This is a genomic window from Vreelandella neptunia (genome assembly GCF_034479615.1).
GTDB lineage: Bacteria > Pseudomonadota > Gammaproteobacteria > Pseudomonadales > Halomonadaceae > Vreelandella > Vreelandella neptunia.
Genome location: NZ_CP140255.1, coordinates 4,280,730 through 4,305,826, shown reverse-complemented (window position 1 = coordinate 4,305,826; position 25,097 = coordinate 4,280,730). Strand labels below are relative to the sequence as shown.

The 25,097-nt window shown below is 56.6% G+C and carries 19 protein-coding genes and 1 pseudogene; 5 read left to right on the top strand and 15 right to left on the bottom strand.

Features of this window, described 5'->3' with window-relative positions; translation table 11 throughout:
* The first annotated feature begins 193 nt into the window (after positions 1-193).
* Genes SR894_RS19780 through hglS form a run of 3 tightly spaced genes read left to right on the top strand, consistent with a single transcriptional unit; the run spans position 194 to position 5,987 of the window.
* A complete protein-coding gene (locus SR894_RS19780) occupies positions 194-1,474 on the top strand; it encodes a 2-aminoadipate transaminase (RefSeq protein ID WP_244286551.1) in 1,281 nt (426 codons plus the stop codon).
* Positions 1,471-4,629, top strand: coding sequence for a D-2-hydroxyglutarate dehydrogenase YdiJ (ydiJ, locus tag SR894_RS19775; protein ID WP_166650384.1), 3,159 nt, complete (start codon positions 1,471-1,473; stop codon positions 4,627-4,629). The genes SR894_RS19780 and ydiJ overlap by 4 nt, the downstream gene beginning before the upstream one ends.
* The gene (hglS, locus tag SR894_RS19770; RefSeq protein WP_133731918.1) at positions 4,626-5,987 is read left to right on the top strand and encodes a 2-oxoadipate dioxygenase/decarboxylase HglS; all 1,362 of its coding nucleotides are present in this window, start codon (positions 4,626-4,628) and stop codon (positions 5,985-5,987) included. The genes ydiJ and hglS overlap by 4 nt, the downstream gene beginning before the upstream one ends.
* A 47-nt stretch (positions 5,988-6,034) precedes the next feature.
* On the opposite strand, the pseudogene SR894_RS19765 reads toward hglS, so the two are convergent.
* From SR894_RS19765 to tmpA, 14 genes and pseudogenes are all read right to left on the bottom strand, one after another.
* Positions 6,035-6,774 (bottom strand): annotated as a pseudogene (locus tag SR894_RS19765) (IS5 family transposase).
* Positions 6,775-7,056: 282 nt separating this feature from the next.
* The gene (locus SR894_RS19760) at positions 7,057-8,289 is read right to left on the bottom strand and encodes a TauD/TfdA family dioxygenase (protein WP_133731919.1); all 1,233 of its coding nucleotides are present in this window, start codon (positions 8,287-8,289) and stop codon (positions 7,057-7,059) included.
* Positions 8,290-8,368: 79 nt separating this feature from the next.
* A complete protein-coding gene (locus SR894_RS19755; protein WP_166650385.1) occupies positions 8,369-9,337 on the bottom strand; it encodes a GlxA family transcriptional regulator in 969 nt (322 codons plus the stop codon).
* A gap of 72 nt (positions 9,338-9,409) precedes the next feature.
* The gene (locus tag SR894_RS19750; protein ID WP_223289166.1) at positions 9,410-10,879 is read right to left on the bottom strand and encodes an aldehyde dehydrogenase family protein; all 1,470 of its coding nucleotides are present in this window, start codon (positions 10,877-10,879) and stop codon (positions 9,410-9,412) included.
* 14 nt (positions 10,880-10,893) lie between these two features.
* Positions 10,894-11,619, bottom strand: coding sequence for an ABC transporter permease (locus SR894_RS19745; protein WP_133731921.1), 726 nt, complete (start codon positions 11,617-11,619; stop codon positions 10,894-10,896).
* 1 nt (position 11,620) lies between these two features.
* Positions 11,621-12,328: an ABC transporter permease gene (locus tag SR894_RS19740; RefSeq protein ID WP_133731922.1), complete on the bottom strand. Its 708-nt coding sequence runs from the start codon at positions 12,326-12,328 to the stop codon at positions 11,621-11,623.
* Between the two features lie 79 nt (positions 12,329-12,407).
* On the bottom strand, positions 12,408-13,178 hold the full coding sequence (locus SR894_RS19735) for a transporter substrate-binding domain-containing protein (protein ID WP_244286552.1): 771 nt from the start codon (positions 13,176-13,178) through the stop codon (positions 12,408-12,410).
* 61 nt (positions 13,179-13,239) lie between these two features.
* On the bottom strand, positions 13,240-14,037 hold the full coding sequence (locus tag SR894_RS19730; RefSeq protein ID WP_133731923.1) for an ABC transporter ATP-binding protein: 798 nt from the start codon (positions 14,035-14,037) through the stop codon (positions 13,240-13,242).
* On the bottom strand, positions 14,034-15,245 hold the full coding sequence (locus SR894_RS19725; RefSeq protein ID WP_133731924.1) for a pyridoxal phosphate-dependent aminotransferase: 1,212 nt from the start codon (positions 15,243-15,245) through the stop codon (positions 14,034-14,036). Before SR894_RS19725 ends, SR894_RS19730 begins: the two co-directional genes overlap by 4 nt.
* 7 nt (positions 15,246-15,252) lie before the next feature.
* Positions 15,253-16,002, bottom strand: coding sequence for a class II aldolase/adducin family protein (locus SR894_RS19720; RefSeq protein WP_133731925.1), 750 nt, complete (start codon positions 16,000-16,002; stop codon positions 15,253-15,255).
* Positions 15,999-16,967: an ABC transporter substrate-binding protein gene (locus tag SR894_RS19715; RefSeq protein WP_422822672.1), complete on the bottom strand. Its 969-nt coding sequence runs from the start codon at positions 16,965-16,967 to the stop codon at positions 15,999-16,001. Before SR894_RS19715 ends, SR894_RS19720 begins: the two co-directional genes overlap by 4 nt.
* A 39-nt stretch (positions 16,968-17,006) precedes the next feature.
* Positions 17,007-18,605: a 5-guanidino-2-oxopentanoate decarboxylase gene (locus tag SR894_RS19710; RefSeq protein ID WP_133731926.1), complete on the bottom strand. Its 1,599-nt coding sequence runs from the start codon at positions 18,603-18,605 to the stop codon at positions 17,007-17,009.
* Positions 18,602-19,189, bottom strand: a complete 588-nt coding sequence (locus SR894_RS19705; protein WP_133731927.1) for an HD domain-containing protein — start codon at positions 19,187-19,189, stop codon at positions 18,602-18,604. The genes SR894_RS19710 and SR894_RS19705 overlap by 4 nt, the downstream gene beginning before the upstream one ends.
* Positions 19,186-20,304: a 2-trimethylaminoethylphosphonate dioxygenase gene (tmpA, locus tag SR894_RS19700; RefSeq protein ID WP_133731928.1), complete on the bottom strand. Its 1,119-nt coding sequence runs from the start codon at positions 20,302-20,304 to the stop codon at positions 19,186-19,188. Before tmpA ends, SR894_RS19705 begins: the two co-directional genes overlap by 4 nt.
* 102 nt (positions 20,305-20,406) lie before the next feature.
* On the opposite strand from tmpA, the gene SR894_RS19695 reads away from it, so the two are divergent.
* The gene (locus SR894_RS19695) at positions 20,407-21,450 is read left to right on the top strand and encodes a GlxA family transcriptional regulator (protein ID WP_244286553.1); all 1,044 of its coding nucleotides are present in this window, start codon (positions 20,407-20,409) and stop codon (positions 21,448-21,450) included.
* Positions 21,451-22,019: 569 nt separating this feature from the next.
* The gene (locus SR894_RS19690; protein WP_133731930.1) at positions 22,020-22,409 is read left to right on the top strand and encodes a histone-like nucleoid-structuring protein, MvaT/MvaU family; all 390 of its coding nucleotides are present in this window, start codon (positions 22,020-22,022) and stop codon (positions 22,407-22,409) included.
* Positions 22,410-22,693: 284 nt separating this feature from the next.
* Here the strand turns inward: SR894_RS19690 and SR894_RS19685 are convergent, their stop codons facing one another.
* Positions 22,694-24,895, bottom strand: coding sequence for a bifunctional diguanylate cyclase/phosphodiesterase (locus SR894_RS19685; RefSeq protein ID WP_133731931.1), 2,202 nt, complete (start codon positions 24,893-24,895; stop codon positions 22,694-22,696).
* Positions 24,896-25,097: the final 202 nt, after the last annotated feature.

The following is a 25,097-nucleotide window of genomic DNA, read 5'->3' as shown; positions in this document are numbered from 1 at the left end:
CATCCCCGGCATAGCGTTTTCTTTTTATAGCTGGCCTATTGGAATATGCGCTAGTAATGGTTGGGCTATGCTGTGCGGCTGCTGATTCTGCTTCTGATCAAGTGTTCACACTCAGTGCATTCCTGCTTGGCATGTATTTAGCATTTTTTTTCGTTTGTGATCTGCCATATGAACCTGTTTGATAAGGAAACACATGGCTATTTCAGGAGCGTTTCCGACGATGGACCTTCCCAACGTCAGCAGTGCATTAGGCATCCTCCATCCCGTCTGTATCACTAAAGGGCGTAATGCAGAGGTATGGGATGAGGCGGGGCAACGCTATATCGACTTTATTGGCGGTATTGGTGTGCTTAACTTGGGGCATTGCCATCCAGTGGTGGTCGAGGCCGTCAAAGCCCAAGTCGATACCCTCATGCATTCAGCGTTTAATGCCGTGCCTCACCGTGCCTACCTCTCAGTTGTCGAGCGTCTTGACCAGTTTGTGCCATTGCCTTATCCGCTGGGATGCATGCTGACAAACAGTGGAGCGGAAGCGACCGAAAATTCCCTGAAAGTGGCCCGTGGTGTTACGGGGCGTCAAGGAGTGATTGCCTTTGACGATGCTTTTCATGGCCGCACGCTGGCAGCACTCAATTTGAACGGCAAAGTTAAGCCCTATAAAGCTGGTTTAGGCGCGCTGCCTGGCCCGGTTTATCACGTGCCGTTTCCTAGCCAGGACAGTGGGATATCCTCTGAGCAGTCGCTGGCCGCCCTAGAGCGTGTATTTGACGTAGAGATTGCTCCCAGTGAAGTAGCCTGTGTCGTCGTTGAACCCATTCAAGGGGAAGGCGGTTTTCGCTTACTTTGCCCCCAGTTTGCCAAAGCGCTGCGGGCAATCTGCGATCAGCACGGCATTTTATTGATTTGTGACGAAATTCAATCGGGCTTCGGAAGAACCGGTAAACGCTTTGGTTTTAGTCACCTCGGTATTGAGCCCGACCTACTTCTGTTAGGAAAAAGTATTGCCTCGGGTCTCCCTCTTGCCGCCTTGGTAGGGCGTAAAGAGTTAATGGATGCCTTACCCAAAGGCGCGCTAGGAGGTACCTATTCAGGTAATGCGGTTGCGTGTGCAGCTGCATTAGCAGTAATGGATATCATGCAAGATGAGGCGCTAAGTGAATGGGGTAATGTCCAAGAAGCGGCGATTGTAAATGCTTATCGGCGCTGGAAGGCAAGTGAGCGTTTCCCGATGGTAGGCGCTATGACAGGTATTGGCGCTATGCGCGGCATCGTCTTTGAAGACACCGAAAACGCCACGGGTGCGGAGCACTTAGCCAATCTGTTAGTAGCCGGTCGTGATGCCGGTGTCTTATTAATGCCCAGTGGCCGCAAACGTAACGTCTTACGCTTATTGCCGCCGTTGACCACTGAACCAGACGTCATGGAAGAAGGGTTAGGGCTCATCGAGCAGGCGCTGGAGACGCTTAAGGCATGATCGCATTGGTCAGCGAGGTGGCAGTTCGGCGTGGGTATGTGACGTTTCTCGACGCCTTGCGCGCTCGCGGCTTTGAAGGTGAGATTGCCCCTGACTACGCCAATCGCACGGTGCTGGCGACGGATAACTCGATTTACCAACGCCTGCCCCAGGCGGCTGTGTTTCCTAAGCACGCAGAAGATCTTGAGCGCCTAGCTAAATTGGCTGCAGAGCTGCCACACCGCGATATCGTGCTAACGCCTCGGGGCGGTGGCACGGGGACTAACGGCCAGTCGCTGACCGACGGTATCGTGGTGGATGTTTCCCGCCACATGAACCAGATCCTAGCGATTGATGTAGAGGCACGGCGAGTGCGCGTTCAGGCGGGCGTGGTGAAGGATCAACTCAACGCGGCGCTGAAGCCTCATGGGCTGTTTTTCGCCCCTGAGTTATCCACCTCTAACCGCGCCACTATCGGCGGGATGATCTCCACTGATGCCAGCGGCCAGGGCAGCTGCGAGTACGGTAAAACCCGTGACCACGTGCTGGAACTGGATACGGTTCTACTGGGGGGCCAGCATCTGCATAGCCGCCCGCTTAGCGCTGACGAGGAGCAGCAGGCCGTTGCCCAATCCGGCATTCTTGGCCGTGTACACTCCATCGCCGCTGAGATTATCGACCAGCAGCGCGGGCTGATTGAGGCGAAATTTCCACCGCTCAACCGCTGTTTAACTGGCTATGATCTGGTGCACCTGCGGGAAGCGCAAGGCCAGTTGAACCTGAACAGCCTGCTGTGCGGCTCGGAAGGCACGTTAGGCTTTTTGAATGAAGCGGTACTCAATGTGCTGCCGATTCCCAAGTACGCCACCTTGGTCAATGTGCGCTATGCCAGCTTTATGGACGCGCTGCGCGATGCCAAAGCTCTCATGGCCGCCAGCGCTCGCCCGACCTCGATTGAAACCATTGACGACACCGTGCTGCAGCTGGCCATGGATGACTTTGTTTGGGATAGCGTGGCAGCGTTTTTCCCCTCCACCGGTAGTACGCCGATTCGCGGCATTAACCTGATCGAATTTAGCGACAATGATTCTGAGCGCTTGGCCAACCGGGTTCGCTCCTTTACCGAGCACCTTGGCCTTGATGTGACCGTCGAGCGTTTAGGCTACACCCTGGCGCAGGGTCGCCCGCAGATCCAAAAAGTTTACGCCATGCGCAAACGCTCGGTGGGTTTGCTAGGCAATGTGCAGGGCGAAAAGCGGCCGATTGCCTTTGTGGAAGATACCGCCGTACCACCGGAGCACTTGGCTGACTTTATTACTGAGTTTCGCGCCGCGCTGGATGCCCGAAAGCTCTCCTACGGGATGTTTGGCCATGTGGATGCAGGGGTGCTGCACGTGCGTCCAGCGCTAGATATCAAAGATCCCGAACAGGAAAAACTGATTCGTGAGATTTCTGATGAAGTAGCGGCCCTGACCCAGAAGTACGGCGGGCTATTATGGGGGGAACACGGCAAAGGCGTGCGTTCGGAGTACGGCCCTAAATTCTTTGGTGAACTCTATCCCAGCCTGAAGCGCGTCAAAGCCGCGTTTGATCCGCATAACCAGCTAAATCCCGGCAAAATCGCGTCGCCGTTGTCTAACCTGCCCGAAGCCGTGGGTAGATCCGAAAACCATGAACTAATCGCCAAAGACAGTGACCCTGAGCTATTAACGGTTGATGGCGTCACCATGCGCGGCCAGTTGGACCGCACCATTGATGAACGGGCTTGGCAGGCCTACGACGCGGCGGTCTACTGCAATGGCAATGGTGCCTGTTACAACTACGACCTTGATGACCCGATGTGCCCTTCCTGGAAGGCCACCCGCGATCGACGTCATTCGCCCAAAGGCCGGGCCAGCTTGATGCGTGAGTGGCTGCGCCTGCAGTCCCAGGCAGGTATCGATGTGGTGGAGGAGTCGCGCAAAAAGAAAGCCGAAAACGGTTGGGGCTTTATTAAAAGTTTTCCGCTGCGCGTTGCCAATACGCTCAGCCGCAAGCAACACCACGACTATTCTCACGAAGTTTACGATGTCATGGTGGGTTGTTTGGCGTGTAAATCCTGTGCGGGCCAGTGCCCGATTAAGGTCAACGTGCCGCAGTTCCGTTCGCAGTTTTTAGAGGTCTACCATGGCCGCTATTTACGCCCGCTGCGCGATTACATCATCGGTGGCACCGAATTTATGTTGCCAACCCTTGCCAAAGTCGCGCCGCTGTATAACGCCCTACTCAATCAGCGCTGGGTAGATAGCCTGATGAGTAAAGGGCTGGGAATGAGCGACTCCCCGAAGCTTTCCCGCGCCAGCGTGAAAAAACAGCTAAGGGCTTGGGACGTTGCAGAAGCCACCCCCACCTCGCTGGCACTGCTTACCGAACAACAGCGCGCCAACAGCGTGATTATTGTCCAGGACGCGTTCACCAGCCACTTTGAAGCCAAGCTGGTGATGGACGTGGTAGAACTGCTGTCGCGGTTGAATCTGAGGGTGTTTGTGATGCCGTTTTCTGCCAACGGCAAACCGCTGCAAGTACAGGGCTTTTTAGGCGCCTTTGAGCGTACGGCGGAAAAACAGGCTAAGCGCCTGCGGGCACTGTCAGAGTTCGAAGTACCCATGGTGGGTATCGACCCTGCCATGACGCTGACCTACCGCCAGGAGTACGTCAAAGCCCTGGGGGCCGAGCAAGTGCCCAATGTGTTGATGCTGCAAGAGTGGCTGGCCACCCGTATTAATACGCTAGCGCCTAGCCAACTGAACCTAACCAATCCTGGCTTTAAGCTGCTGTCCCATTGCACCGAAAAAACCAACGCACCGGGCAGCCCCCGGGTCTGGCAGCAGCTATTTGCGGCGTTTGGCTTAGAGCTTGAGTTAATGGCAACCGGCTGCTGCGGTATGTCCGGCACCTACGGGCATGAAACCCGTAATGTCGAGACCTCCCAAACCATCTACGCCCAATCCTGGCAGCCCCAAGTGGAAGCCGATGAAAACGCGGGCAAGCTTCTCGCGACAGGCTACTCCTGTCGCAGCCAGGTAAAACGCTATTCTGGGCAAACTTTGCCGCACCCGCTTCAGGCGCTATTGGCGCAATTGACGTCGGTATCTCATCCTTATCCCAACCATATGCAAGAGAGAGCAACGAAATGACTCAACCGAACCTTCTTTCAACCAATGATGTTCGCGACCGTTTCTCTAAGGCGATGTCGGCTATGTATCAAGCCGAAGTGCCGCAGTACGGCACGCTGCTTGAACTTGTCGAGCGCGTTAATCAAGAAACGCTTAGTCAGCAGCCCGAACTTCATCGCCGCTTGGAGGCACAGGGTGAGTTGGCGCGTTTGAGCGTAGAGCGCCACGGAGCCATTCGCGTGGGAACCGCTACAGAGCTTTCCATGCTGTGCCGCCTGTTTGCCGTTATGGGCATGTATCCGGTCGGTTATTACGACCTTTCTGAAGCAGGCGTGCCGGTCCACTCAACCGCCTTCCGGCCAATCGACGATGATGCGTTGGCGATGAACCCTTTCCGCGTTTTTACCTCGCTATTGCGTTTAGAGCTTATTGAAAGCGAGGCGCTACGTCAGCGTTCAGAAGAAATTCTAGCCAAGCGCGATATCTTTACCCCAAGGGCGCGCGAACTTATTGAGCGTCACGAAACCCAGGGGGGACTATCCAGCGAAGAGGCTGACCAGTTCGTTAAAGAAGCTCTGGAAACTTTCCGTTGGCACCAGGATGCGACGGTCGATCTGGAGACTTATCAGGCCCTACATGATGAGCACCGTTTGATTGCTGATGTAGTGTGCTTCCGTGGGCCGCATATTAATCACCTGACGCCACGCACCCTGGATATCGACGTAGTACAGCGCCGCATGCCGGAGATGGGCATGAACCCCAAAGCCGTCATTGAAGGGCCGCCGCGTCGTGAATGCCCCATTTTGCTGCGCCAAACCAGCTTTAAAGCGTTAGAAGAGTCAATTCACTTTGCTGGTGACGCGCAAGGTACTCACACGGCTCGCTTTGGTGAAATTGAGCAGCGTGGAGTGGCGCTAACACCGAAAGGTCGTGCGCTTTATGATCAGTTGCTTACTGAGGGTCGCAAGCAAACCGCAGGGTTGGATAACGACGCCCACCAGACGGTTATGAATAACGTTTTTGCCAAGTTCCCTGATAACGATGAAGCCATGCGCCGTGAGTCGTTAGCGTATTTTCACTATCATCTGACCGAGAAGGGTCAGGCCGCTAAAGGTGTTGATAGTGCCGATATTGAGGCGTTAATCGCCCAGGGCTTGGTAGAAGCACAGCCGATTACCTATGAAGACTTCCTGCCGGTCAGCGCGGCGGGTATTTTCCAGTCAAACCTGGGCGGTGCAGAGAGCGAAGCCTATGCTGGAAATGCCAATCGCGATGCCTTTGAAGAAGCGTTGGGTGCTCAAGTAACGGATGAGCTATCGCTCTATGCTGAACGCGAGCGAATGTCCAAGCAGAAAGTGCTGGCTTCACTGATAGGTTAAACACGCTTTTCTTGCTCTCCTGAATTCAACTAGGGCCTGTTGACGTTTCACATAGGCAGCCATAAAAAACCACAAGCTAAGGCCACCGTGCTTTCGTAGTTTCGCTTGAGCTTGTCGTAACGCGTCGCTATGGCGCGATACGGCTTCAACCGAGCAAAGGCATTTTCCACCAGATGACGATAGCGATATAACTCTCTGTCTAAACTGCCATTTCCTGTCTTTGAGTTGCGTTTGCGTGGGGTCACCGAGTCCATCCCTTAGGCGTCAACCTGCTCGCGGATACGCTCACTGTCATACCCCTTGTCAGCCACTAATGCCCCGCCTGTTGGCAACTCATCAATCAGCGCCTGTGCCTCGGTGCTGTCGTGTACGTCACCTCCGGTGATTCTGAATGCAATCGATAGTCCATAAGCGTCAACGGCTAGGTGTATCTTGCTTGTATTGCCCGCACGTCTTTTACCAATGGCTTCTACTTCCTTTGTGGCAGCCCCTGTGCAGTCTTGATGCGCCTTGATATAGGAGCCATCAATGAAGAGCCACTCCGTATCTGGATCTTCCACTAACCGATTAAAAACAGTCACCAGCTTGTCCGCGGCCGACCAGGCGTATAGACCGTATTCCAGTGCCCAAAGGCGTCCGGTAAATCGCGCCACTGGCAGCCGGTACGGATTCGGTAAAGTATGCCTTCTACTGTCATCCGAAGATCAGCCTTGTCATAGATACGTTGTTGAAGCAGGATAGGTTTTAGCTTCGACCAGTGTTCATCCGTGAGCATCAGTCGGGGCATGGCAAGCTCGCAGTTTGTTGGTGCCGGAACCTGTATTCTGCGATTTTGTCCATATCCTGCCAATGCTATCCTTCAAAACGTCAATAGGCCCTAGTTAGGGCGCGCCAAATTGCAAAAAAAAGGGGCCTGCGAGAAATCACAGGCCCCTTTTTTTCTATCAGCCGGAACGGAAGCTTGGCATTTAAGCGGTTCCGCTTTAGCGGCGATGTGCTTCGAACTATCTGCCGTCTTATAGTTCTGCCTGCTCCGTGTCAAGGCGTCTCGTAAAACCCTTGATGTCATTCAAGCTAATGATGCCTCGCCGGTCGCTTTGCGCTGTTGGCAGGCACGCTTAATCATACGATAGCGGGAGCGGATCTCGTCACGCTCCATATAACAGCCCTGTAACCAGCGATGACCGCTTGTGCCCTCAAAGGCATCGCGAGCATGGAGCAGCCGCCGGTTATCAAATATTACTAGGTCGCCTGGTTGGTAGGTGAAGCGGATGGCGAATTGGGGATCTTGCAGCACTTTCTGTAAAACCATTAGCGCTTCGTAGGCAGGTTCTACCTCCTCGAAGTCGGTTTGCAACGGTCCACGCAGGAAGTCAGCAATGCGAACTTCACACAGCTCTCCGCGCTCATCAATGCGAATGATCGGCGAGTACCAAACGTAGTCGGTGTTCTTGGCGGTATTAGCAAAGCACCAACGCACTCGGGTCAGGGTGGTAAAGGCCTCTGAATGATGCTCACGCAGAGCCTCGGCCACGGCAAAACCATCAAGCATTACCGCCTCGCCGCCTTCTACGCTGTTTTCTAGGCAGTGCAGCATCTGCATTCCCGGCTGATACTCCCTGGTCGGCAAGTCGACATGGGGGGGCAGAGCGATAGACGTGTAAGCGTTAGAGTCAGGGTTAGGTTTGGCTTTGACGTCAAATAGCATACCGAAATTAGTGGGTCTTACTGGGCCGATGCGCTGGGCTATCGCTTTGAGCGAGTCGGGCTTGATGGGCAAGTTGCAAAGGCGTATTAGACCCTTGCCCAAAATACTTGAAAGAGCAGGAGCGAGAATGGCCTCTTCTGCCTCACTGCCCGCTTCGGTGTCGAGGAGCCCTGTGGCGTCCAGGCTGTCTGGGCCGTCTGCTGAGTTTCTCTTCCATGTCTTTACCGACACGAGCGGTGCTGCGGGATCGCCAGTATTGTCGTAGTCGTGAGCTCGAAGCCAGCCGGGGTGGAAGCGCAAGCGCCGTCCTTCAGGCGCAAAATCTATGCACAATGCGCCAGCTTCATCGATGTCAGCTGCGGCAATTTCAGGCCAGCTGGGTAAGGTGGAAAGATCGAGAATACGCTCACGAGTCGCCGGATTGACGGTCGTCTCGTCAGCGGCGTTCTCACGCAACCAGATGCTATGGTAGCGACTCTCGCGTCCGTCACTCCAGCATACTGTTAGTACGCGTGGCTTGAAGGATACCTTTTTGAGGCTAGCCTCAATGGGCCAAACATTGTAATCAGGTGTTAGAGGAAGTGCTTGGGACATGTTGGCCTCCTAGGCGATTGGCTATAGCGCATAGAATGCCTGTCAGGAGCATGTGATTCGCGGCAGGATTCGACACTAACTATGCACGATTCGACACTGCTTGCTGGCGTAGTTGGCTGGGGGTGGAGCCGTAATGGTGACGAAAGGCACGGCTGAAGCTTGAAGCCGAGGCAAAGCCACAGGCCAGACTGATGTCCATAATGCTATGGGGTGTTTCACTCAGCAGCCAGTAGGCATGGTCTAAACGCCGGGCCAAGTACGTTTTTTGAGGCGATATCGCTAAATGGCGGGCGAAGAGCCGGTCGAGACGTCGCCAGGTAATGCCTAGTTCATTAGCCAGTGCACGGATGCTTAGCGGTGACTCCAGGTGGTCATCCATTAAGGTGATGGCCCGTTGAAGCATGGGTTCTTGGGGAATCGCTGGATTGCGCTGTCGACTGGCTGGACGCCGCCCCTGCTCATGGATGAGCTGATCGCGTACCTGTTTGGCGAGCGCATCACCGTGTCGGCGCCGGATTAGGTCAAGGCTCATATCGATGGCTGCACTGCCACCGGCACAGGAGAACCCCTCGTCGGTAACCTCGTATATTGACTCAACGACGTCAACTCGGGGAAAGCGTGTGCTGAAGTCAGCTAGGCACTCCCAATGCAGGGTCACCGTTTTGTCATCGAGAAGGCCCGCAGCGGCTAGCGCATAGCAGCCGGTATCGATGCCGCCAAGCACACAACCTTCGTAAGCGCGCGCCCGTAACCAGTCAATCAGTTCGCCATCAATAGCACTCTCTGGGTCAAAGCTTGCACAAACGGCCAGGCTAGGAACTTGAGGGGCTGTGTGAAGGGAGCCGCTGGCAATGAGTGTCATGCCGTTGGAGGCCACCACCGGCTCGCCATCGCGGCTAATCACATCCCACCTAAAGAGAGGGCGCCCATCGATACGATTGGCAATACGTAGCGGCTCAATAGCAGAGAAGAAGGCCACCATGGCGAAGCGCGGTAGGAGAAGAAATCCAATGCGTTCGGGGAGGGTATCAGAGGGCTGGAGTCTCATAATCGCGAAGTCCCGGTAAACCGAAAGCCCATAACTCTTGAGTGTTCGTCACAACGTTGTGAGCGCCATTAATCAAGTCTTCAAGGGGCGTGTAATGCGCTTGAGTTCCAGGTAAGCGCCCAGTCCCAAATCGCCCAGTTCGCGACCTATGCCACTGCGCTTCATACCACCCCAGCTCCCTTGGGGCGGCGCTACCTGATCGCTGTTGCACCAGACGTTGCCTGCCTCAAGGCGCCGGGCGATGGCCTCGGCGCGGTCAGCGTCGCCAGTTACAACGGTGGCCGCTAAGCCGAAGTCGCTGCCGTTGGCCAGGCCAATGGCCTCTGCGTCGTCGGCAACGCGGCGTGCGCAGAGCAACGGGCCAAAGATCTCCTCCTGCCACAGGCGGCTGGTGGTGGGCACTTCTCGGTAGAGGCGCGGCGCCACAAAGAAGCCACACCCAGGCAAGGCGATGGTGGGTGTTTTACTACTGAGACCCTCCTCATTGGCTAGAACCATATAGCCCTGGACCCGTTCACGCTGGGTAGCGCTGACCAGCGGTCCCATATCGGTTCCTTTCGTCATGGGGTCGCCCAAATGGAGCTCTGAGATGGCGGCGTCAATGGCTGCATAGAGGTCGTCCGCCACACTCTCATGAACCAATAGCCGGCTGGTGGCCGAGCACATTTGGCCAGCGTTATAGCAAATGCCGGCCATCACCAGATCCCGAGCAAGGCCGAGATCGGCATCCTCGGTGACAAGAATCGGTGACTTGCCGCCCAGTTCCAGGGAGACCGGCCTGACACCCTGGGCAGCCGCGTGCATCACCGCTTCGCCCACCGCATTGCTGCCAGTGAAGGATAATTTGTCGATACCGGGATGTCGGCTCAGCGGGGCGCCGATCCCCTCGCCGTCGCCCAGCAGTAGATTGAATACCCCCGGTGGCAGGCCAGCCTCTATAACAATCTCCGCCAGTATTCGCTCGGGCAGGGGGGTGACCTCGGAGGGTTTGAACACCACCGCGCAGCCAGCGGCGAGCGCTGGCGCCAGTTTCCAGGCACTACTGACCAACGGGAAGTTCCAAGGGGTGATCAGCCCCACCACGCCGATGGCATCCCAGTAGTGGCGCGCTTCCAGGTCGGCTTGACCCGCATCTGCAACGGTCCCCTGGCGTTGCCCCAGGGCTACGGCGGCCTTGGCGTAGTAGCGGTAACAGGCAATGGCATCGTCCAGATCCTGGTGCGCCTCTACCAAAGGTTTGCCGTTGTTGCGGCAGGAAAGTTCGGCGAGGGCCTGACGGCGGGTTTCAAGCCCCGCCGCGATGGCCACCAGGTACTCGCCTCGACTTACCTCCGGCATGGCTCGCCAGCCGGGTAGGGCGCGCCGAGCCGCTGCCACGGCGATATCGACGTCTGCCGAGTCACCGCAGGTCACCTCGGCCAGGAGGGATTCGTTATAGGGGTTGAGCACCGGCCGACACGTCTGGCTTCGGCTCGGTACCCAGGCGTTGTCAATAAACTGTTCGTTCAGGATGTCTTTGCAAGCGTTTATGGAAGCAGGCATGGAGTGTTTCCTGTTCAGCGAAGAGGCAGCCAGCGGCGTCGCGTTGGCCGCATGCCGGGAAAATTGAGCTCTACAAGACGTAGCGCCAGCGTTAGCACCACCGTGGTGGCCAGGTAAATACCGGCGATCAGCAGTAGGGGTTCGTAGACCAGGAAGGTCTCGTCGCGGATGATATTGGCCGCTTGTAATAGATCCATCAGGGCAATAGTGGAAACCAACGGAACCGACTTGAGCAACAGGATCATCTCGCCGGTAAGCGTGGGTAGACAGAGCTGTATGGCTCGCGGCAGCCATAGCCGGGTAAGCACCTGGAAACCTGAGAGGCCGAAGGCGCGGCCAGCCTCTAATTCGCCCTGGGGAACGCTCTGCATCGCGCCGCGGATTACCTCGCCGGAGTAAGCGCCCACGCTGAGGATGAAGGTCACCGCAGCGAAGAAGAAGGGGTCGCGTAGCAGCGGCCAGAATAAGCTGTCGCGAATGCCTGGAACTCCCTCCAGCAGGCGTCCTACGCCATAGTAGAAGAAGAACAGCTGCACCAGTAGCGGTGTACCGCGTATTACGGTGGTAAAAGCCCAAGTCAGCCAAGCCAGGGGACGGGGCCCGCGGATCCGTGCCAGCGCCACCCCCACTGCTAGCAACAGGCCGCCCACCGCCGAGACCAGCAGTAGCCAAAGGGTATTGATAAACCCCTCCCACAGGTAGCCCTGATAGAAAGGATCGCTCAGCCAGGAAAAATCCATATCAGGCCTCCGTGGGTTGGCCGCGCCGCACATAACGCTCAAGGCGCGCGAACAGTGCTGTGGAGCTAAGCGTCATTAGCAGGTAAATAACCCCCGCGGCAGCGTAGAAGAGGAAGTAGGCGCGGCTACTGGCGGCGGCTTGCTGGATAGTGAAAAACAGCTCGTTGAAGCCGATCACACTGATCAGCGCGGTATCTTTGATTAAGATCAACCACAGGTTGGACATGCCTGGCAGGGCGTTGGGTAGCATGCCTGGTAGCACAATGCGATGGAAACGGGCCCAGCGTGAGAAGCCAAAGGCGCTAGCGGCCTCCAGCTGACCACGGGGAATGGCCAGGATGGCGCCGCGGAATACCTCGGTCATATAGGCGCCCTGAACGAAGGCCAGTACGCCCACTGCGGTGGCGAAGCCGGTGATCTGCACGGCACCCGCCATGCCTAGATACGCTAGTAGGGCATCCAGCGCCTGCCCACCGGCATAGTAGAGCAGAAGGATCAATAGCAGTTCGGGCACCGCCCGGATCAACGTGGAGTAGGCGGTAGCCAGGCCACGTAAAGGCGCCCAAGGGCTGAGCTTTGCGCCAGCGCCCAGTAGTCCCAGCAGTAGTCCGATGGCATAGGCCAGCACGGCAATCTCTACCGTGGTCAGCGCGCCGCTAAGAATGGGGCCGGCCCATTCGCCGAGCCCCTCCGGTGTCATGGCAGTCATGATCGACTATTTCCTTGGTCACAGAACGAACCCCCGATATCTATGGCACCGGGGGAAGACGTTAACAGCCAGTTATTACTCAGTCGTAGACGCAGACATCGGTGCCCAGGTACCGCTCGGAAAGGCTGGCGCAGGTACCTTCTTCAATCACCGTGGCGATGGCGGTATTAAGGGCCTCGCCCAGTTCGTCATCCGCTTGGCGAAGGCCAATACCGATGCCTGCGCCATAAGCCTCATGCCGGGGGGCGGTGGCTTTGATCTCGAATCCTTCCGCCTCGTCGCGATCAAGGAACTGCAGCATGGCAATCTCATCCGCCAAAATGACGTCCAGGCGCCCTGAAAGCAGGTCGTTATTGACCTGCTCGGCCTGATTGTAGAGCCTGATATCCACGCCGCTATCGCGTAGTTCACGGCGGGCGTAGGTGGCGTTGGTGGTGGCCCCTTGAACCCCCATCGTCAAGCCGTCCAGGCCCTCGGGGATATCGAGCGTTGCATTGATTGCTGCCACATAAGCGCCGGGTGTGAAGTAGTAGGGGCGAGTGAAGTCGATGACTTGCTGGCGCTGCTCGGTGATTGACATGGAGTTCATGATCATGTCGATGCGTCCGGCATTTAACGAGGGAATAATGCCACTCCAACCGGTGGGCACAATGTCACATTCGCGGCCCATGGCGTCACAAAAAGCATGGGCCAACTCCACCTCAAAGCCCGTCCAGTCACCGCTTGCGGCCTTGTAGGTGAAAGGTGGGTAGGGTTCACCGGAGATACCCACCTTTAGAGGCTCGGCGGCCTGGGCAGTGTGGCCGAGGGCAAGCGCAGTCACGGCGGTAATCATCATGGGGAATTTCATGGTCTTCTCCTGTTAGATCGGTTCTTGTGATGGTGGTTCTTGTTATGGCGATGTGGCGTCGTCAAGCCGCAGGGGCCATGAACTGGCGGCAGCGAGGATCATCAAAAACTTCTTCCGGTGTGCCTTCGGCGGCGATACGCCCCTGGTCGAGATAGACCAACTGGTCGGAAACCTCTCGGGCAAAGTGCATCTCGTGGGTGACCAGCAGCATGGTGCGACCCTCGTCGGCGAGGCCGCGGATCACCCCCAGTACCTCGTTGACTCGCTCAGGATCCAGCGCTGAGGTAGGTTCATCGAAGAGCAGCAGCCGCGGTTCCATCGTCAGTGCCCGAGCAATAGCCACCCGCTGCTGCTGCCCGCCGGAAAGGAAGGCAGGGTAAGCGTCGCGCCGGTCGGCCATGCCGACGCGCGCTAGATAGTGCTCGCCCAGGGCAGTTGCGCGTTTGCGGGAGAGCCCCTTGACTCGCATAGGGGCCTCAATGACGTTGCCCAGCACGGTTAAGTGGGGCCAAAGATTGAACTGCTGGAAGACCATCGCCACTTTGGCGCGCAACCGTTGCAGTTGGCGCCGATCCAGACCGGTGATGTCGCCCTGGGGATTGCGGGTGAAGCGAATCGCTTCATCGGCAATCCCCAGCTCGCCCTGGTCGGGTCTTTCCAACAGGTTCATGCAGCGTAACAAGGTGCTCTTTCCTGAGCCGCTGGCGCCGATAATAGACGTGACGCTTCCTTCGGGCACTTCAAGGGAGACCCCTTTGAGTACCTCAAGATCGCCGAAATGTTTGATGAGGTGGTTAGCGACTACCGCCGGAGCGGTGGTGGCGCGTGAGCTGGAAACAGGCGGAAATGATGATGTCATAGGCAACCGGCCTCCGTAGCCGGGGTGGGTGACAGTTCGGCTCGGGCACGCTCAGCACAGGCCGCCAGGCGTAGGCTAGCCGTGGTGAGGTGCTCGGCCTCGATGGTCAGGCTGAGTCGCACAAAGCCCGCTGCTGAAGGCCCAAATGCTTCGCCGGAGAGTACCGAGATGCCCTCCTCGTCAAGCAGTCGATCAGCAAAGGCTTGGGAGGAGAGGCCGGTGGCACGAACATCCACCATCAGAAACATTCCTGCTGGCGGGCGGATAGCGGTCACCGCGGTACTCTCGGCGAGTGCCTCGCAAACAGCGTCGCGGCGTTGCCGGTAGGCTTCGCGCATGGCGTGCAGCTCGACAGGGGGCGTTTGAAGGGCCTCACAGGCGGCATCTTGAATAAAGTCCGGGCATCCATAGAGCATGCACAGCGCCAAATGGGTGAGGTGCTCAATCAGCGCCGCGGGGCCCAACACCCAGCCCAAGCGCCAGCCGGTCATGGCATGGGATTTGGAAAGGCTGCTGACAATTACGCTTCGCTCGGCCATGTGCGGAAGCGTTGCAGGGCATAGGTGTTCGCCCTCGAAGATGAGCTCGGCGTAGACCTCGTCGGCGATCAACCAGAGGTCGTGGTGTCGACACAATGCGGCGATGGCGTCCCAGGTGTCGGCATCAATCAACTGACCGGTGGGGTTGTGGGGGCTGTTCAGTAATATCGCCCTAGTGCGGGGTGTGATGGCGTCCGCGAGAGCCGCTGGGTCGAGGCGAAAGTCTTCTTCGGGCTGCAGTGGCACCTGTACGAGCTCGGCACCAGTTGCACGCAGCACTGCCTCGTAGGTGACATAGCTCGGCTCGGGCACCAGCACTTCGTCGCCGGGATCTAGCAAGCACTGGGCGGCGGCATAGAGACCGCACTGAGCACCGGCCATGACAATAACGTTATCCGGGCCTGCATCAATGCCTTGGCGGCGGTAGCCCTCGGCGATCGCCTGGCGCAGCGCCCGCTTGCCCTGAACATCCGGGTAGTGGGTAGCGCCACCGCGTAGGCTAGCCACAGCGCTCTCGACAATCGGCGCCGGAGTGGCAAAGTCAGGATCCCCCACCGACAGCACGGTGATCTCCTCACCAGCGGCTTGGCGGGCCAGGGCGCGGTAGTGAATATCCCAGGCTGCTGCTCCTTCGCCAGCGATGCGGCCGGTGAGTTTTGAATAGTGCATAGGGTTCCTATTTGGGGTCTGGTGAGAAGGAATCGTCAGCGCCATCCAGCCGCCGTTTTTCGGCTTGCCAGGCTCGGTCACTGCCAGCGGGGCTGGCCGCCCAAGTTTCGTATTGTTGGGCGACGTGTTCGGCCAAGGAGGGCGATGCCAAGCGCAGCGTCTGGCCGGTGGCCTGAGCTGCTAACTGTGCCTGGCAGCTGCGCTCCAGGTTGCGCATGCGCAAGAAAGCGTCACCAACGTTTTGGCCACAGGTCAGTAAACCGTGCTGACGCAAGATCATCGCCGAATGATCGCCCAGGTCGTCAGCCAGGCGTTGACGTTCATCAAGCGCCAGCGCAATGCCTTCGAAGTCGTGGTAGGCCAGCCGTTCGTAGAACGCCAGCGACCACTGGTTGAGCGGCAGGAGGCCTTCTTCAAGACAGGAGAGCGCAACGCCAGCCACGGTATGGGTGTGCAGTACACAGTTAACGTCGGGTCGGGCGGTGTGGAGAGCGCTGTGTATGGTGAAGCCGGCCGGGTTGATGCCCAGTCCGGTAGGGTCGTCAATCACCTTGCCGTCAGCATCTACCGTCACCAGTGACTCGGCGCGTACTTCGTCGAAACGCAGGCCGTAGGCGTTGAGAAGAAAGCGCTCGCCAGGCAGGCGCGCCGAGATATGCGTATCGATACCGTCGTCCATGCCGTCCAAAGCGATCAACCGATAGGCAGCGGCCAAGTCCCGGCGAACCTCATCCTCCTGAGAGGCATAGGTACTCATAGGCTGGCCTCTACTGCCGCCTGGGCGTCCATGCCGTTGTAGGTGGTGACACCCTCCAGGAAGCTAGCGACACGCTCAGGGTGTTGTTTGATCCACTCTCTGGCCACCGCATCAAGATCCCGCTCCTCTAGGCTGAAGGCGCTGATGAATTCGCTCTGCTCATCGGCGGAGAAGGTGAACTGATCAAGCAGGCGGGTCAGGTTGGGGTTAGCCTCGGTGTAACGTTTAGCAACGATGGTTTTTACATCGCTTTGGCCGTTGTTCTTGCCGAAAACGCCCTCTGGATCATCCAGGATATGCACGTCGTACTCGGGGATCATCCAGTGGGGCGTCCAGCCGTAAAAAAGAATCCAGCGGTTCTCGTCTACGGCGGCTGCCACCTCGCTGAGCATACCCGGTGTGGAAGACGGCATCCCTTTCCAATCACCAAGACCATAGGTATCGGCCGCGATGGCGCTCTCGATCATGTCGGTGACGGTGGAGCCACTCTCAATGCTGTAGACACGGTGGTTAAAGCGTTCGGCAGTTTCAGGATCGGCCAACTGCTCGGCGCTGGTCACACCCGCCGCATAGACATAGCCCGGCACCGCGAAACCCATGCGGGCACCTTCCACGTTGTTACCCAGATCGACAATCGCACCGGCCGCCATGGAAGCGTCATAGCTTTCCTGTTGGGCAGGCAGCCAGCCGGCCAGGAAGGCATCAGCCTCGTCGCTCTGCAGTGTCTGGTAGCCCACTGTGGAACTGACTTCAAGTATCTCAACGCGATATCCCAGTGGCTCTGCTAGCTGGGCGAGAATTTCGCTCTTGACCGTTACCCCGGGCCAGGGGGGAGCTACTAGACGCAGTTCGTCGCTGACGTCTTGAGCCGCTTGGGCAGCGAACGGCAGCAGACCAGTGAGAGCCAAGAGGGCCAGTAAGGCGGGTCTACGCATATCAGGTCTACGCATATTAAGTCTCAGCATGTCAGGATCCTTGTGTATCGATTAATCGATCTATTTTGGTTATTGCAAAGTGCTCATCCAGGCGGCGGCGTCTACCTCAATCAGTAGAGGTGAGGTCTCTTCGCCCAGTTGGGCAAGCGCCTCGCCGAGGGACGCGGGGTTACCCACTGCGCGATAGCGGCAGTTGAACGCACTGGCCAGGTCGGCAAAGTCTGGGGCCGTCAAGTCGACGCCTAACTGCGGCACCGCATGCATGGCCATGTAGCGGCGAATTTCGTCATAGCCTTGGTTGTTCCAGATCAGCACTGCCACTGGGTAGGACAGGTCACGGGCAGTGCCCAGCTCACCGAGAACAAACTGCACCCCGCCGTCGCCCACTAAGGCAACCACGGGTTGTTCTGGGCAGGCCAGGGCAGCGCCGAGAGCAGCAGGCAGGCCATAGCCCAATGTGCCGTAGCCGGTGGCTGAGTTGAACCAGCGGCGTGGCGTGGGTAGCGAAGCCAAAAAATTGCCTGCATACACTGGCCCGGTGGAGTCGCCGACCAAGATGGCATTGGGAAGTGTGGCCTGCAGAGTGGCGTAGAGTGGCACATAGGGGGCCAGATCGGGATCTTTATGCAGTGCCAACGCCTGACGAGTACCGACGGCGCGTCCATCGGCCTCGCGGCGCTCGGGCAGTGCCTGCAACAATGCTGCTATGGTCTCGCTAGCATCGGCGACCATAGCCAGATCGGCACACTGGTTGCGGCCCAATTGCTGAGGGTCGATGTCTACCCGAATTAGCCGTCCGTTGAGGTGGAAGCCCTCGTCAAACACTAGGTCGTAGTCGGTTTCGCCCAGCTCGGTGCCCAGCGCCAGAATGATATCGGCATCGGCTGCCAGGGCACGCGCAGCGGGCAGGCTCATGGTGGCCCCCAGATCAAGCGGGTGGTCTAGCCCCAGCACGCCCTTGGCGTTGATCGTCGTTAGCGCCGGGGCCTGCAGCCGATCAACCAAGGCGCGGGCGGCCTCGGGGGCCGCCACGCAGCCGCCACCCAGCAGCAACAGTGGGCGCTCGGCCTGGCTTAACCACTCGGCGGCGCGAGCAATGGCGGCGGGCGCCGGGGCTGGGGGGAACACCTCGATCGGACGCGGCAGGTTATCGGCAACCGGTGCGTCAAACAGGTCGATAGGAATCTCGATGTGCACCGGCCCTGGTCGTGCACCGCGAAAGATGGCAAAAGCGCGGGCCATGATCTCCGGCAGGGCGGCCGGGTCGTGCAAGGTGTGGCTAAAAACACTGACGCCTGCCAGGGTTTGTTGCTGGTTAGGCAGCTCATGGAGCCGCCCCTGGCCACGCCCAAGCGTGTTGCGGCGGTTAACGCTGGAGATCACCAGCATGGGCACCGAGTCCGCCAGTGCTTGACCCATTGCCGTGGCGATGTTGGTCATGCCGGGGCCGGTGATGATAAAGCAGGCGGCGGGCCGACCGCTGGCGCGAGCGTAGCCGTCGGCCATAAAGCCTGCGCCCTGCTCATGACGCGGGGTGATGTGGCGTATTGGCCCTTCGCCTAACGCGCGGTAGAGCTCAATCGTATGTACCCCAGGGATACCGAACACGGTGTCCACCTCGTAGGCTTCCAGCAGGCGCAGCAGCAACTGGGCGCAGGTCTGGCTCATCGTAACGCCTCCTCGGAGAGCGGTTCGGGGAGACCACCGCGGGGCGTGCGCCCCAGTACTCTCTCAACCATGGGGACAAAGTGTTCCAGGGGCAGGGTGTCATAATCGGGATCAAAGCTGGCTTGATCCCAGCGGTCGCAGAAGCGAACTGTGCGCTCATAGGCAGGGTGGTCGCGGTATTGCTCCCGAGCGTGGGGATCCTGCCCGAAGAAATGCCGGTAGTGATACCCCTGGAAGAGTTCGTGGTGACGGATCATCCAGGCGTTGAGCGGATCGACGAAGGGTTCAAGGATAGCCGCGGCGATCTCGGCGTGATTAGCCGGGGTCAGGTCGTCGCCGATATCGTGAAGCAGTGCGCAGACGACCATTTCCTCGTCGGCTCCGTCGCGCAGCGCCCGGGTGGCGGTCTGCAGGCTATGTTCATAGCGATCCACCGGATAGCCGTGGTGATCACCGGCCAAGTTATGCAGATGGGCGAGTACCCGGCGCGGGGTATCGGAGAGATAGTCGCGAAAGCGGGCATCAATCAGTGCCCAGTCATCGCGCTGGGCCTCGCCGAAGTAGCGAAAGCGAGCTTGATTCATGCGGGTTCTCCTTGGCTCTGTGGGTTGGTGAGCCGCTGTTGCAGCACGCGACGACGGCTGGTGGTGCTGTCGCGATCGACATAACCTTGACGCATATGGCGTACGCCGCCGGCGAGTTGGAAAGCGCTGCGCCCGTGCAACAGACGATAGTTATCGATAATCAGCATCTGGCCTGGATCGAGCTTCAGGTGCAGGGTTAGTTCTTCGCCAGTGATCAACTCATAGAAGGCTTTGCGGGCGGCATAGTAAGCCTCTAACTCTTTCGCGAGCAGCGCTGGAATGTATTCGGTACGGTTGGAGTAGCGCACCCGGACGGGCTCGCCTCTGCTGTCCAGCTCGATCAAAGGGCCTTCACTTTCCAGATAGGTATCGGCGTCGCAATAGCGAAAGCTGGGTGTTACCCGAGTGAGACAGGCGTAGGCGCTTGGGTCGCGCTGGCGAAGCAGGCGCGCCGCCATAAAGCCATCGGCCAAGGTGCTGTCGCCGCCCTCGGCGGCATTGGCCAGGCAATGCAACCAAATATAGCCGGGAATAGGATCCCGGTAGGGGTTGTCGGTATGGGGCTCTAAGCCGCGCTGAGTCATGGTCAGGTCGTAGGCGTTGGCCACCGACTTGACGTCGGCGATGCCGCCCCAGTTGGTGCGTCTTAGCGGGCCAATGCGATCGATGAGTGGTTGCATGCCGTCGCTATCGGCGGGCACTCCCGAGACGATGACAAAGCCGTTTCGATGTAGCGCATCGAGCATGTCCAGCAGCGCCGAGTCATCCTCAAGGGCGGTGGCGAAGTTGGCCTCGGAGATTGGCGCCTGCGCGGCATCCCAAAGTTGCCGGGGTGAATCGCTGGTCTGCTTGTCAAACAGTGTTGCAAGCGTAAACGTAGTGCTGTGACCATCACTGAAATTCAGTGTTAGCTCTTCATCAGAGGCTTCGGCTCTCTCAATGGCCAAATCAAGCGGTATCTCAGCAGCTTCGATCAGGCGTTGGCCGGTATAGGGGTCTCTGGTTGCATCATCGGGGCTGCGTTCGCGTAGCCATAAGGCAGTAAATTCGTACTTATGATCCTGGTGGTTAAGGACGAGGCGTTGGCGATTGGCCTGAGTAATGACATGAGTCATGGCAGCGCATCCATAGTTTATGTTAATGGAACTAAATCTATGGTAACTGCCCCAATTCAACATGACTTGATAGTATTGGCCATATGTTTGATTATATTGGTCATGATTGATGTTACTAACGCCCCATGGCCATATCCGCGCCCTGATTCGCCACCCCTGCTGACCCCAGAGCAAGCCGAGCACACTCTGAATGTATGGCTAGTACCGCGTTTCTCCATGCTGACACTATTCGGCCTACTTGAGCCGCTGCGTGTGGCTAATCGTTTCGGCCGCGACCTCGTTGCCTGGAGGCTGCTCTCTGCCGATGGCGATGCTGTGGTGGCCAGTAACGGGGTTCGCATCGACGTAGACGGCGCATTATCGTCGCTGGAGGACTCGTCACACCTGATGGTGGTTTCTTCTTACGATGCGGAGGCAACGGTGCGCTCACAGGATCGCGCTGTGCTGCGCCGAATTGCCGCTCACGGTGGTTGGCTGGGTGGGCTGGATACGGCGCCCTTCATATTGGCGCGAGCGGGCGTATTGGCCGGTCATCGTGTGGCATTGCATTGGGAGAGCGTGCCGGGCTTTCGTCGAGAGTTCCCAGCGTTGGAGATTAGTCCGGCCCATTACGAGTTCGACGCTATGCGTCTGACTGGCTCTGGTGGAGCGGGGAGCATCGACATGATGCTAGCATGGATAGAGAATGCCTATGGCCCTGCCCTGGCCGATGCTGTGGGACGGCAATTGATTCACGAGAGGCCAAGCGGCAATGGCGTTGAGACTCCACGGCAACACTACGGGGATCTGCCGCGCAGTGTGGTGCAGTCGCTGGCGGTAATGGAGGCCAACTTGTTTCAGGCGCTACCTATCCCAGAGGTGTGTAAATTGGTAGGGCAATCGCAGCGTCAACTAACACGGTTATTTAGGCGCCACTTTGACGAGACTCCTCAGCAGTGTTACCTAGGAATGAGGCTAGACCGGGCACGCCAGTTACTCGCCGATAGCCGCATCCTGGTGACCGAGGCGGCCTTGGCCACCGGCTTTACCCAGCCTGCACATTTCACTCGAGCCTACCGGAAACGCTTTGGTGAAGCTCCCAGTGCCACTGCTGATAAGCGCTTAGATGCCGAGCGGTATCTGCATATTGAGACGCCTGATCTCTGAGGCGCGCAGGATTTGGCAAGCGTCATTGCTATCGCTATTTTGCTACGAAAGATCGAATCAATATTATGCTACTTGAGGCTCAGTATTCGATTTGAGTAGGCCTTATCTGGGATTGGGCATAGCATCGGTAGTTTGCACACTACCTCTGAACATCAAGCCACGATCCAAGACGTCAGTCGACGTCTTGGATCGTTTTTGATGAATGAGTGTGTTGGTGGACTTTAGTGGCAAAGTAAGGTCGGCTACCGGTTTATAGTTTATCCAGTATCGTTCCTCAGCCTTATTGGGGCTTTTTTGTATGCAACCTGTGTAGAACGGTTCAGCCGCTAGCGGCTGAAACCAGTCTCCGATACGAGAGTTGCAGGTTAGCTTCTCCAGGGCGCGCCAGATTACAAAAAGGATCTGCGATTTCTCACAGGCCCTATATGGGGTGTGACCAAATGGCGCGGCCCATCTTCAACGTTCAAACTTGAGCTTTCCTTTTCTCAAAGACGATATTAAAGCTATAATGCTCAGGATATATATTTAAGGTTTATCTTAAATTTTAAAAAAATATAGGAATGTAGACTATGGCGTCAGTACTGAGTGATTATCTCAAAAAAGAACAGATGTTGAAGCAACTGCAGGAAGAGCTGCAAGCGTTGGAAAATAACAGTGAGCTAAAAGCAGAGCTTGAATTCAAAGAAAGACTACAAGCACTTATGACGGAGCACGGCAAATTAGCGCGCGATGTATGTGAAATGCTTGACCCATCTTACCGCTCTAAACCAGCAAAAGCTGGCAAGGTAAGCACAAGCAGTACAGATGGTCGTAAAAAACGCCCTTTGAAGGTATACAAAAACCCACACACTGGCGAAACGGTAGAAACCCGTGGCGGCAATAACAAAGTCATCCAAGAGTGGAAGGCTGAATTTGGTAATGAAGAAGTTGTCAGTTGGGTTGTGAAAGTAACCGAGTAATAAAACTGATATTTACTTCGGGGTGGCAGCGCCAGCATGGCAAAGTTACCCCTTAAAATGCTCACTGAGTCTGCTCAGTGAGCGAAAAAGTATTTAATCGCTGTGCTGGAAAAGAAAAGCAGCGAGTAAGTCCATCAGTCATCCGTTAATTAGCATAGTGACCAGCGCTTTGTTGGTTCTTCGTCATTCAGTATGGAATGCTTTCTTTCAGTCTGAGAATGGAACTGTGTGAGATAGGCGTGGCGCACCCAAGAGTTTTGACTGCTCAACTGGGTTAAACGCTATTATTGTTGCGCCAGCCATTGGTTGAACTGCGCTTCATCAAGTGGCCGTGAAAATAAGTAACCTTGTCCTTCCAGGCAGCCGTTCTGCCGCAGGGTATCACGCTGGCTCTCGGTTTCGATGCCCTCTGCAATCGTGTGCATCTGCAAATTAGTCGCCAGCTCTATGACGGTATGCGCTATTCCAAAATGGGGTTGGTTGGCAGCATCGCCACTCACGAAGCTACGGTCAATTTTAAGTCGATCAATCGGTAGGCTGCTCAAAATACTTAGCGACGAATAGCCCGTGCCAAAGTCATCAATCGCAATACTAATACCGTGCTCTCGCATCTGCTTAAGTTTTTGTATAACACTGTTAATATCATGTGCCGCCATCGATTCGGTTAGCTCAATTTCAACGTGATATCCCTGCAAGCCTTGCGTGTGAATATAATGAAGTATATTGGCGACGAAGTTATCTTCTATCAGTTGCACAAGCGAGACGTTGATCGCCACACGGAACGTATCGTCCACGCGCCCTATTAAGCCTGCCCGCCAACGCAGCGCGGTACGAATCACCCAGTCGCCCAGTGCGACGATCATGCCGGATTGTTCAGCCAGGGGAATAAAGTGATCTGGTGGGATATGCTGGCCCTCGGCTGTCTGCCAGCGTAACAAACACTCCGCCCCCATCGCGGCACCGTCGTGTAAGCGAATAAATGGCTGGAAGTGTAACGTTAAACGCTCACTGGAGAACGCCACGCGCAAACGGCTCAACAGCTGCATACGATCACGGGCAGCATCGGCTAATTCTGTGGCGAATAAGACAGTTTTACCGCGGTGAAAATGCTTGGCCTGTTTTAAAGCCACGCCTGCGTTTTTGAGAATTTCCATGGCGTGGCGCGATGTCTTGTCGAGAATAATTAAACCGCTGGTGGCGGAAAGCCGCAGCGGCTCGTTCTGGTGCAGTCTGAAGGGTTCCGCAAAGACGGTTTCGATACTCTCTGGAGTCAAATCGCTTGCATCGCCCAATATGCCAAATACGTCGCCACTCACGCGTGCGATACACAGGCTTTTACTGAGCTGTGAGCATAGGCGCTGGGCAACCGCACGTAGAATGTCGTCGCCATAGGCATCATCAAGCACGCTGTTGATATAGGTAAAGTTATCCAAATCCACCAAAACAACGGCTTGTGGTGTGGTGGCGTTTAATCTCATCTGACGCTCTATCTCGGCAACAAACCCATTGCGGTTGGGCAGGCAGACTAAGGGGTCTTGATAAGCGAGCTGTTCAATCGATCTGTATAGCTGAAAATTTTCATAGGCGACGGCAATATTGCTACACAGTACGGCTAATAAATATTGCTCTGAGCTGGAAATAGCGCGCGGCATATCGACAAACGCGGCTAGCGCTTGGTTATCTTTTCCCGGGAAATAAACACAGACGCCGTCATGGAAAAAATGTTGCCTTTCATTAAGTGCCTGGGTCAGATGGGTACGGATGCGCTCGTTGGGCAGGGATGCCAAAGGCATATTTAACCAGCTGGAAAAGTGCCCCGTGGCGGCGACTATAAAGGACGGTTCGTTGTGCCCATGTGAGGCGGCACAAACTAGACACTCCCGTTCCGTTTTCAATAAGGCGCAAAGCTGCTTTATGACGACTGAGGAAAAATTTTGCCCGTTGGTTAGCCTGGTCAGTTCGGACGTTGCCGCTAAAATTTGCTTTAAACCATCGCGTTTAGCTTCGAGCTGTTTAATCTGCGAATATGAGCGAATGGCGATGGTAACACTGGTAAATAGCCGAATCCTTGTTAACTCTGCTTTGGTTTTATAGTCATTGATATCGTATAAACGAATAGTGTCACTTTCCGGGGCGTATCCAGGCTGTCCGGTGCGTAAAATTAAGCGAATGCTGTGGTTATTGAGCTTATCTCGTATGTTTTGCACCAAATTAAGGCCAGAGTCGTCGCTTTCCATCACCACATCGATCAAGGCAACGGCAAAATCCGCGTTTTGCTCCAGTAGGGAAAGCCCCTCTGCTGCCGAATAGGCATCTACAAAGGAGAGCGTGCGCTCCTCGATCAATGAGCCCTTTAGTGCTAGCTTGGTCGCGGCGTGCACGTCTGGATCATCATCGACGATCAATATTTTCCAGGGCGCTGGCATCGGGCTTGCGAGTTCGGCAATATCCTCCGCAAACACCAGTGGCTCATTGTTGTCGCCCATACTTCATACCCTCCCATGAAAATAATAAGCGTCGTTATGAACACATGGATAGAAGGCGGGGCCGCATGGCTATGCCGGTTCTTCAAGACTCAATAAAAGCTTCTCACTATTCAACCATGTAGGTCGTATTAAGCGAGCAGTAATACATTTGAGCATAACATCCACTTAGTCGCCAATTAGCACATTTTTAATGGTTTCTAAC

What these genes read in the sequence shown, in the direction of transcription:
- SR894_RS19780 (WP_244286551.1), top strand. Translation starts at nt 194, where the DNA reads ATGGCTATTTCAGGAGCGTTTCCGACGATGGACCTTCCCAACGTCAGC.
- ydiJ (WP_166650384.1), top strand. Translation starts at nt 1,471, where the DNA reads ATGATCGCATTGGTCAGCGAGGTGGCAGTTCGGCGTGGGTATGTGACG.
- hglS (WP_133731918.1), top strand. Translation starts at nt 4,626, where the DNA reads ATGACTCAACCGAACCTTCTTTCAACCAATGATGTTCGCGACCGTTTC.
- SR894_RS19760 (WP_133731919.1), bottom strand. Translation starts at nt 8,289, where the DNA reads ATGTCCCAAGCACTTCCTCTAACACCTGATTACAATGTTTGGCCCATT.
- SR894_RS19755 (WP_166650385.1), bottom strand. Translation starts at nt 9,337, where the DNA reads ATGAGACTCCAGCCCTCTGATACCCTCCCCGAACGCATTGGATTTCTT.
- SR894_RS19750 (WP_223289166.1), bottom strand. Translation starts at nt 10,879, where the DNA reads ATGCCTGCTTCCATAAACGCTTGCAAAGACATCCTGAACGAACAGTTT.
- SR894_RS19745 (WP_133731921.1), bottom strand. Translation starts at nt 11,619, where the DNA reads ATGGATTTTTCCTGGCTGAGCGATCCTTTCTATCAGGGCTACCTGTGG.
- SR894_RS19740 (WP_133731922.1), bottom strand. Translation starts at nt 12,328, where the DNA reads ATGACTGCCATGACACCGGAGGGGCTCGGCGAATGGGCCGGCCCCATT.
- SR894_RS19735 (WP_244286552.1), bottom strand. Translation starts at nt 13,178, where the DNA reads ATGAAATTCCCCATGATGATTACCGCCGTGACTGCGCTTGCCCTCGGC.
- SR894_RS19730 (WP_133731923.1), bottom strand. Translation starts at nt 14,037, where the DNA reads ATGACATCATCATTTCCGCCTGTTTCCAGCTCACGCGCCACCACCGCT.
- SR894_RS19725 (WP_133731924.1), bottom strand. Translation starts at nt 15,245, where the DNA reads ATGCACTATTCAAAACTCACCGGCCGCATCGCTGGCGAAGGAGCAGCA.
- SR894_RS19720 (WP_133731925.1), bottom strand. Translation starts at nt 16,002, where the DNA reads ATGAGTACCTATGCCTCTCAGGAGGATGAGGTTCGCCGGGACTTGGCC.
- SR894_RS19715 (WP_422822672.1), bottom strand. Translation starts at nt 16,967, where the DNA reads ATGCTGAGACTTAATATGCGTAGACCTGATATGCGTAGACCCGCCTTA.
- SR894_RS19710 (WP_133731926.1), bottom strand. Translation starts at nt 18,605, where the DNA reads ATGAGCCAGACCTGCGCCCAGTTGCTGCTGCGCCTGCTGGAAGCCTAC.
- SR894_RS19705 (WP_133731927.1), bottom strand. Translation starts at nt 19,189, where the DNA reads ATGAATCAAGCTCGCTTTCGCTACTTCGGCGAGGCCCAGCGCGATGAC.
- tmpA (WP_133731928.1), bottom strand. Translation starts at nt 20,304, where the DNA reads ATGACTCATGTCATTACTCAGGCCAATCGCCAACGCCTCGTCCTTAAC.
- SR894_RS19695 (WP_244286553.1), top strand. Translation starts at nt 20,407, where the DNA reads ATGATTGATGTTACTAACGCCCCATGGCCATATCCGCGCCCTGATTCG.
- SR894_RS19690 (WP_133731930.1), top strand. Translation starts at nt 22,020, where the DNA reads ATGGCGTCAGTACTGAGTGATTATCTCAAAAAAGAACAGATGTTGAAG.
- SR894_RS19685 (WP_133731931.1), bottom strand. Translation starts at nt 24,895, where the DNA reads ATGGGCGACAACAATGAGCCACTGGTGTTTGCGGAGGATATTGCCGAA.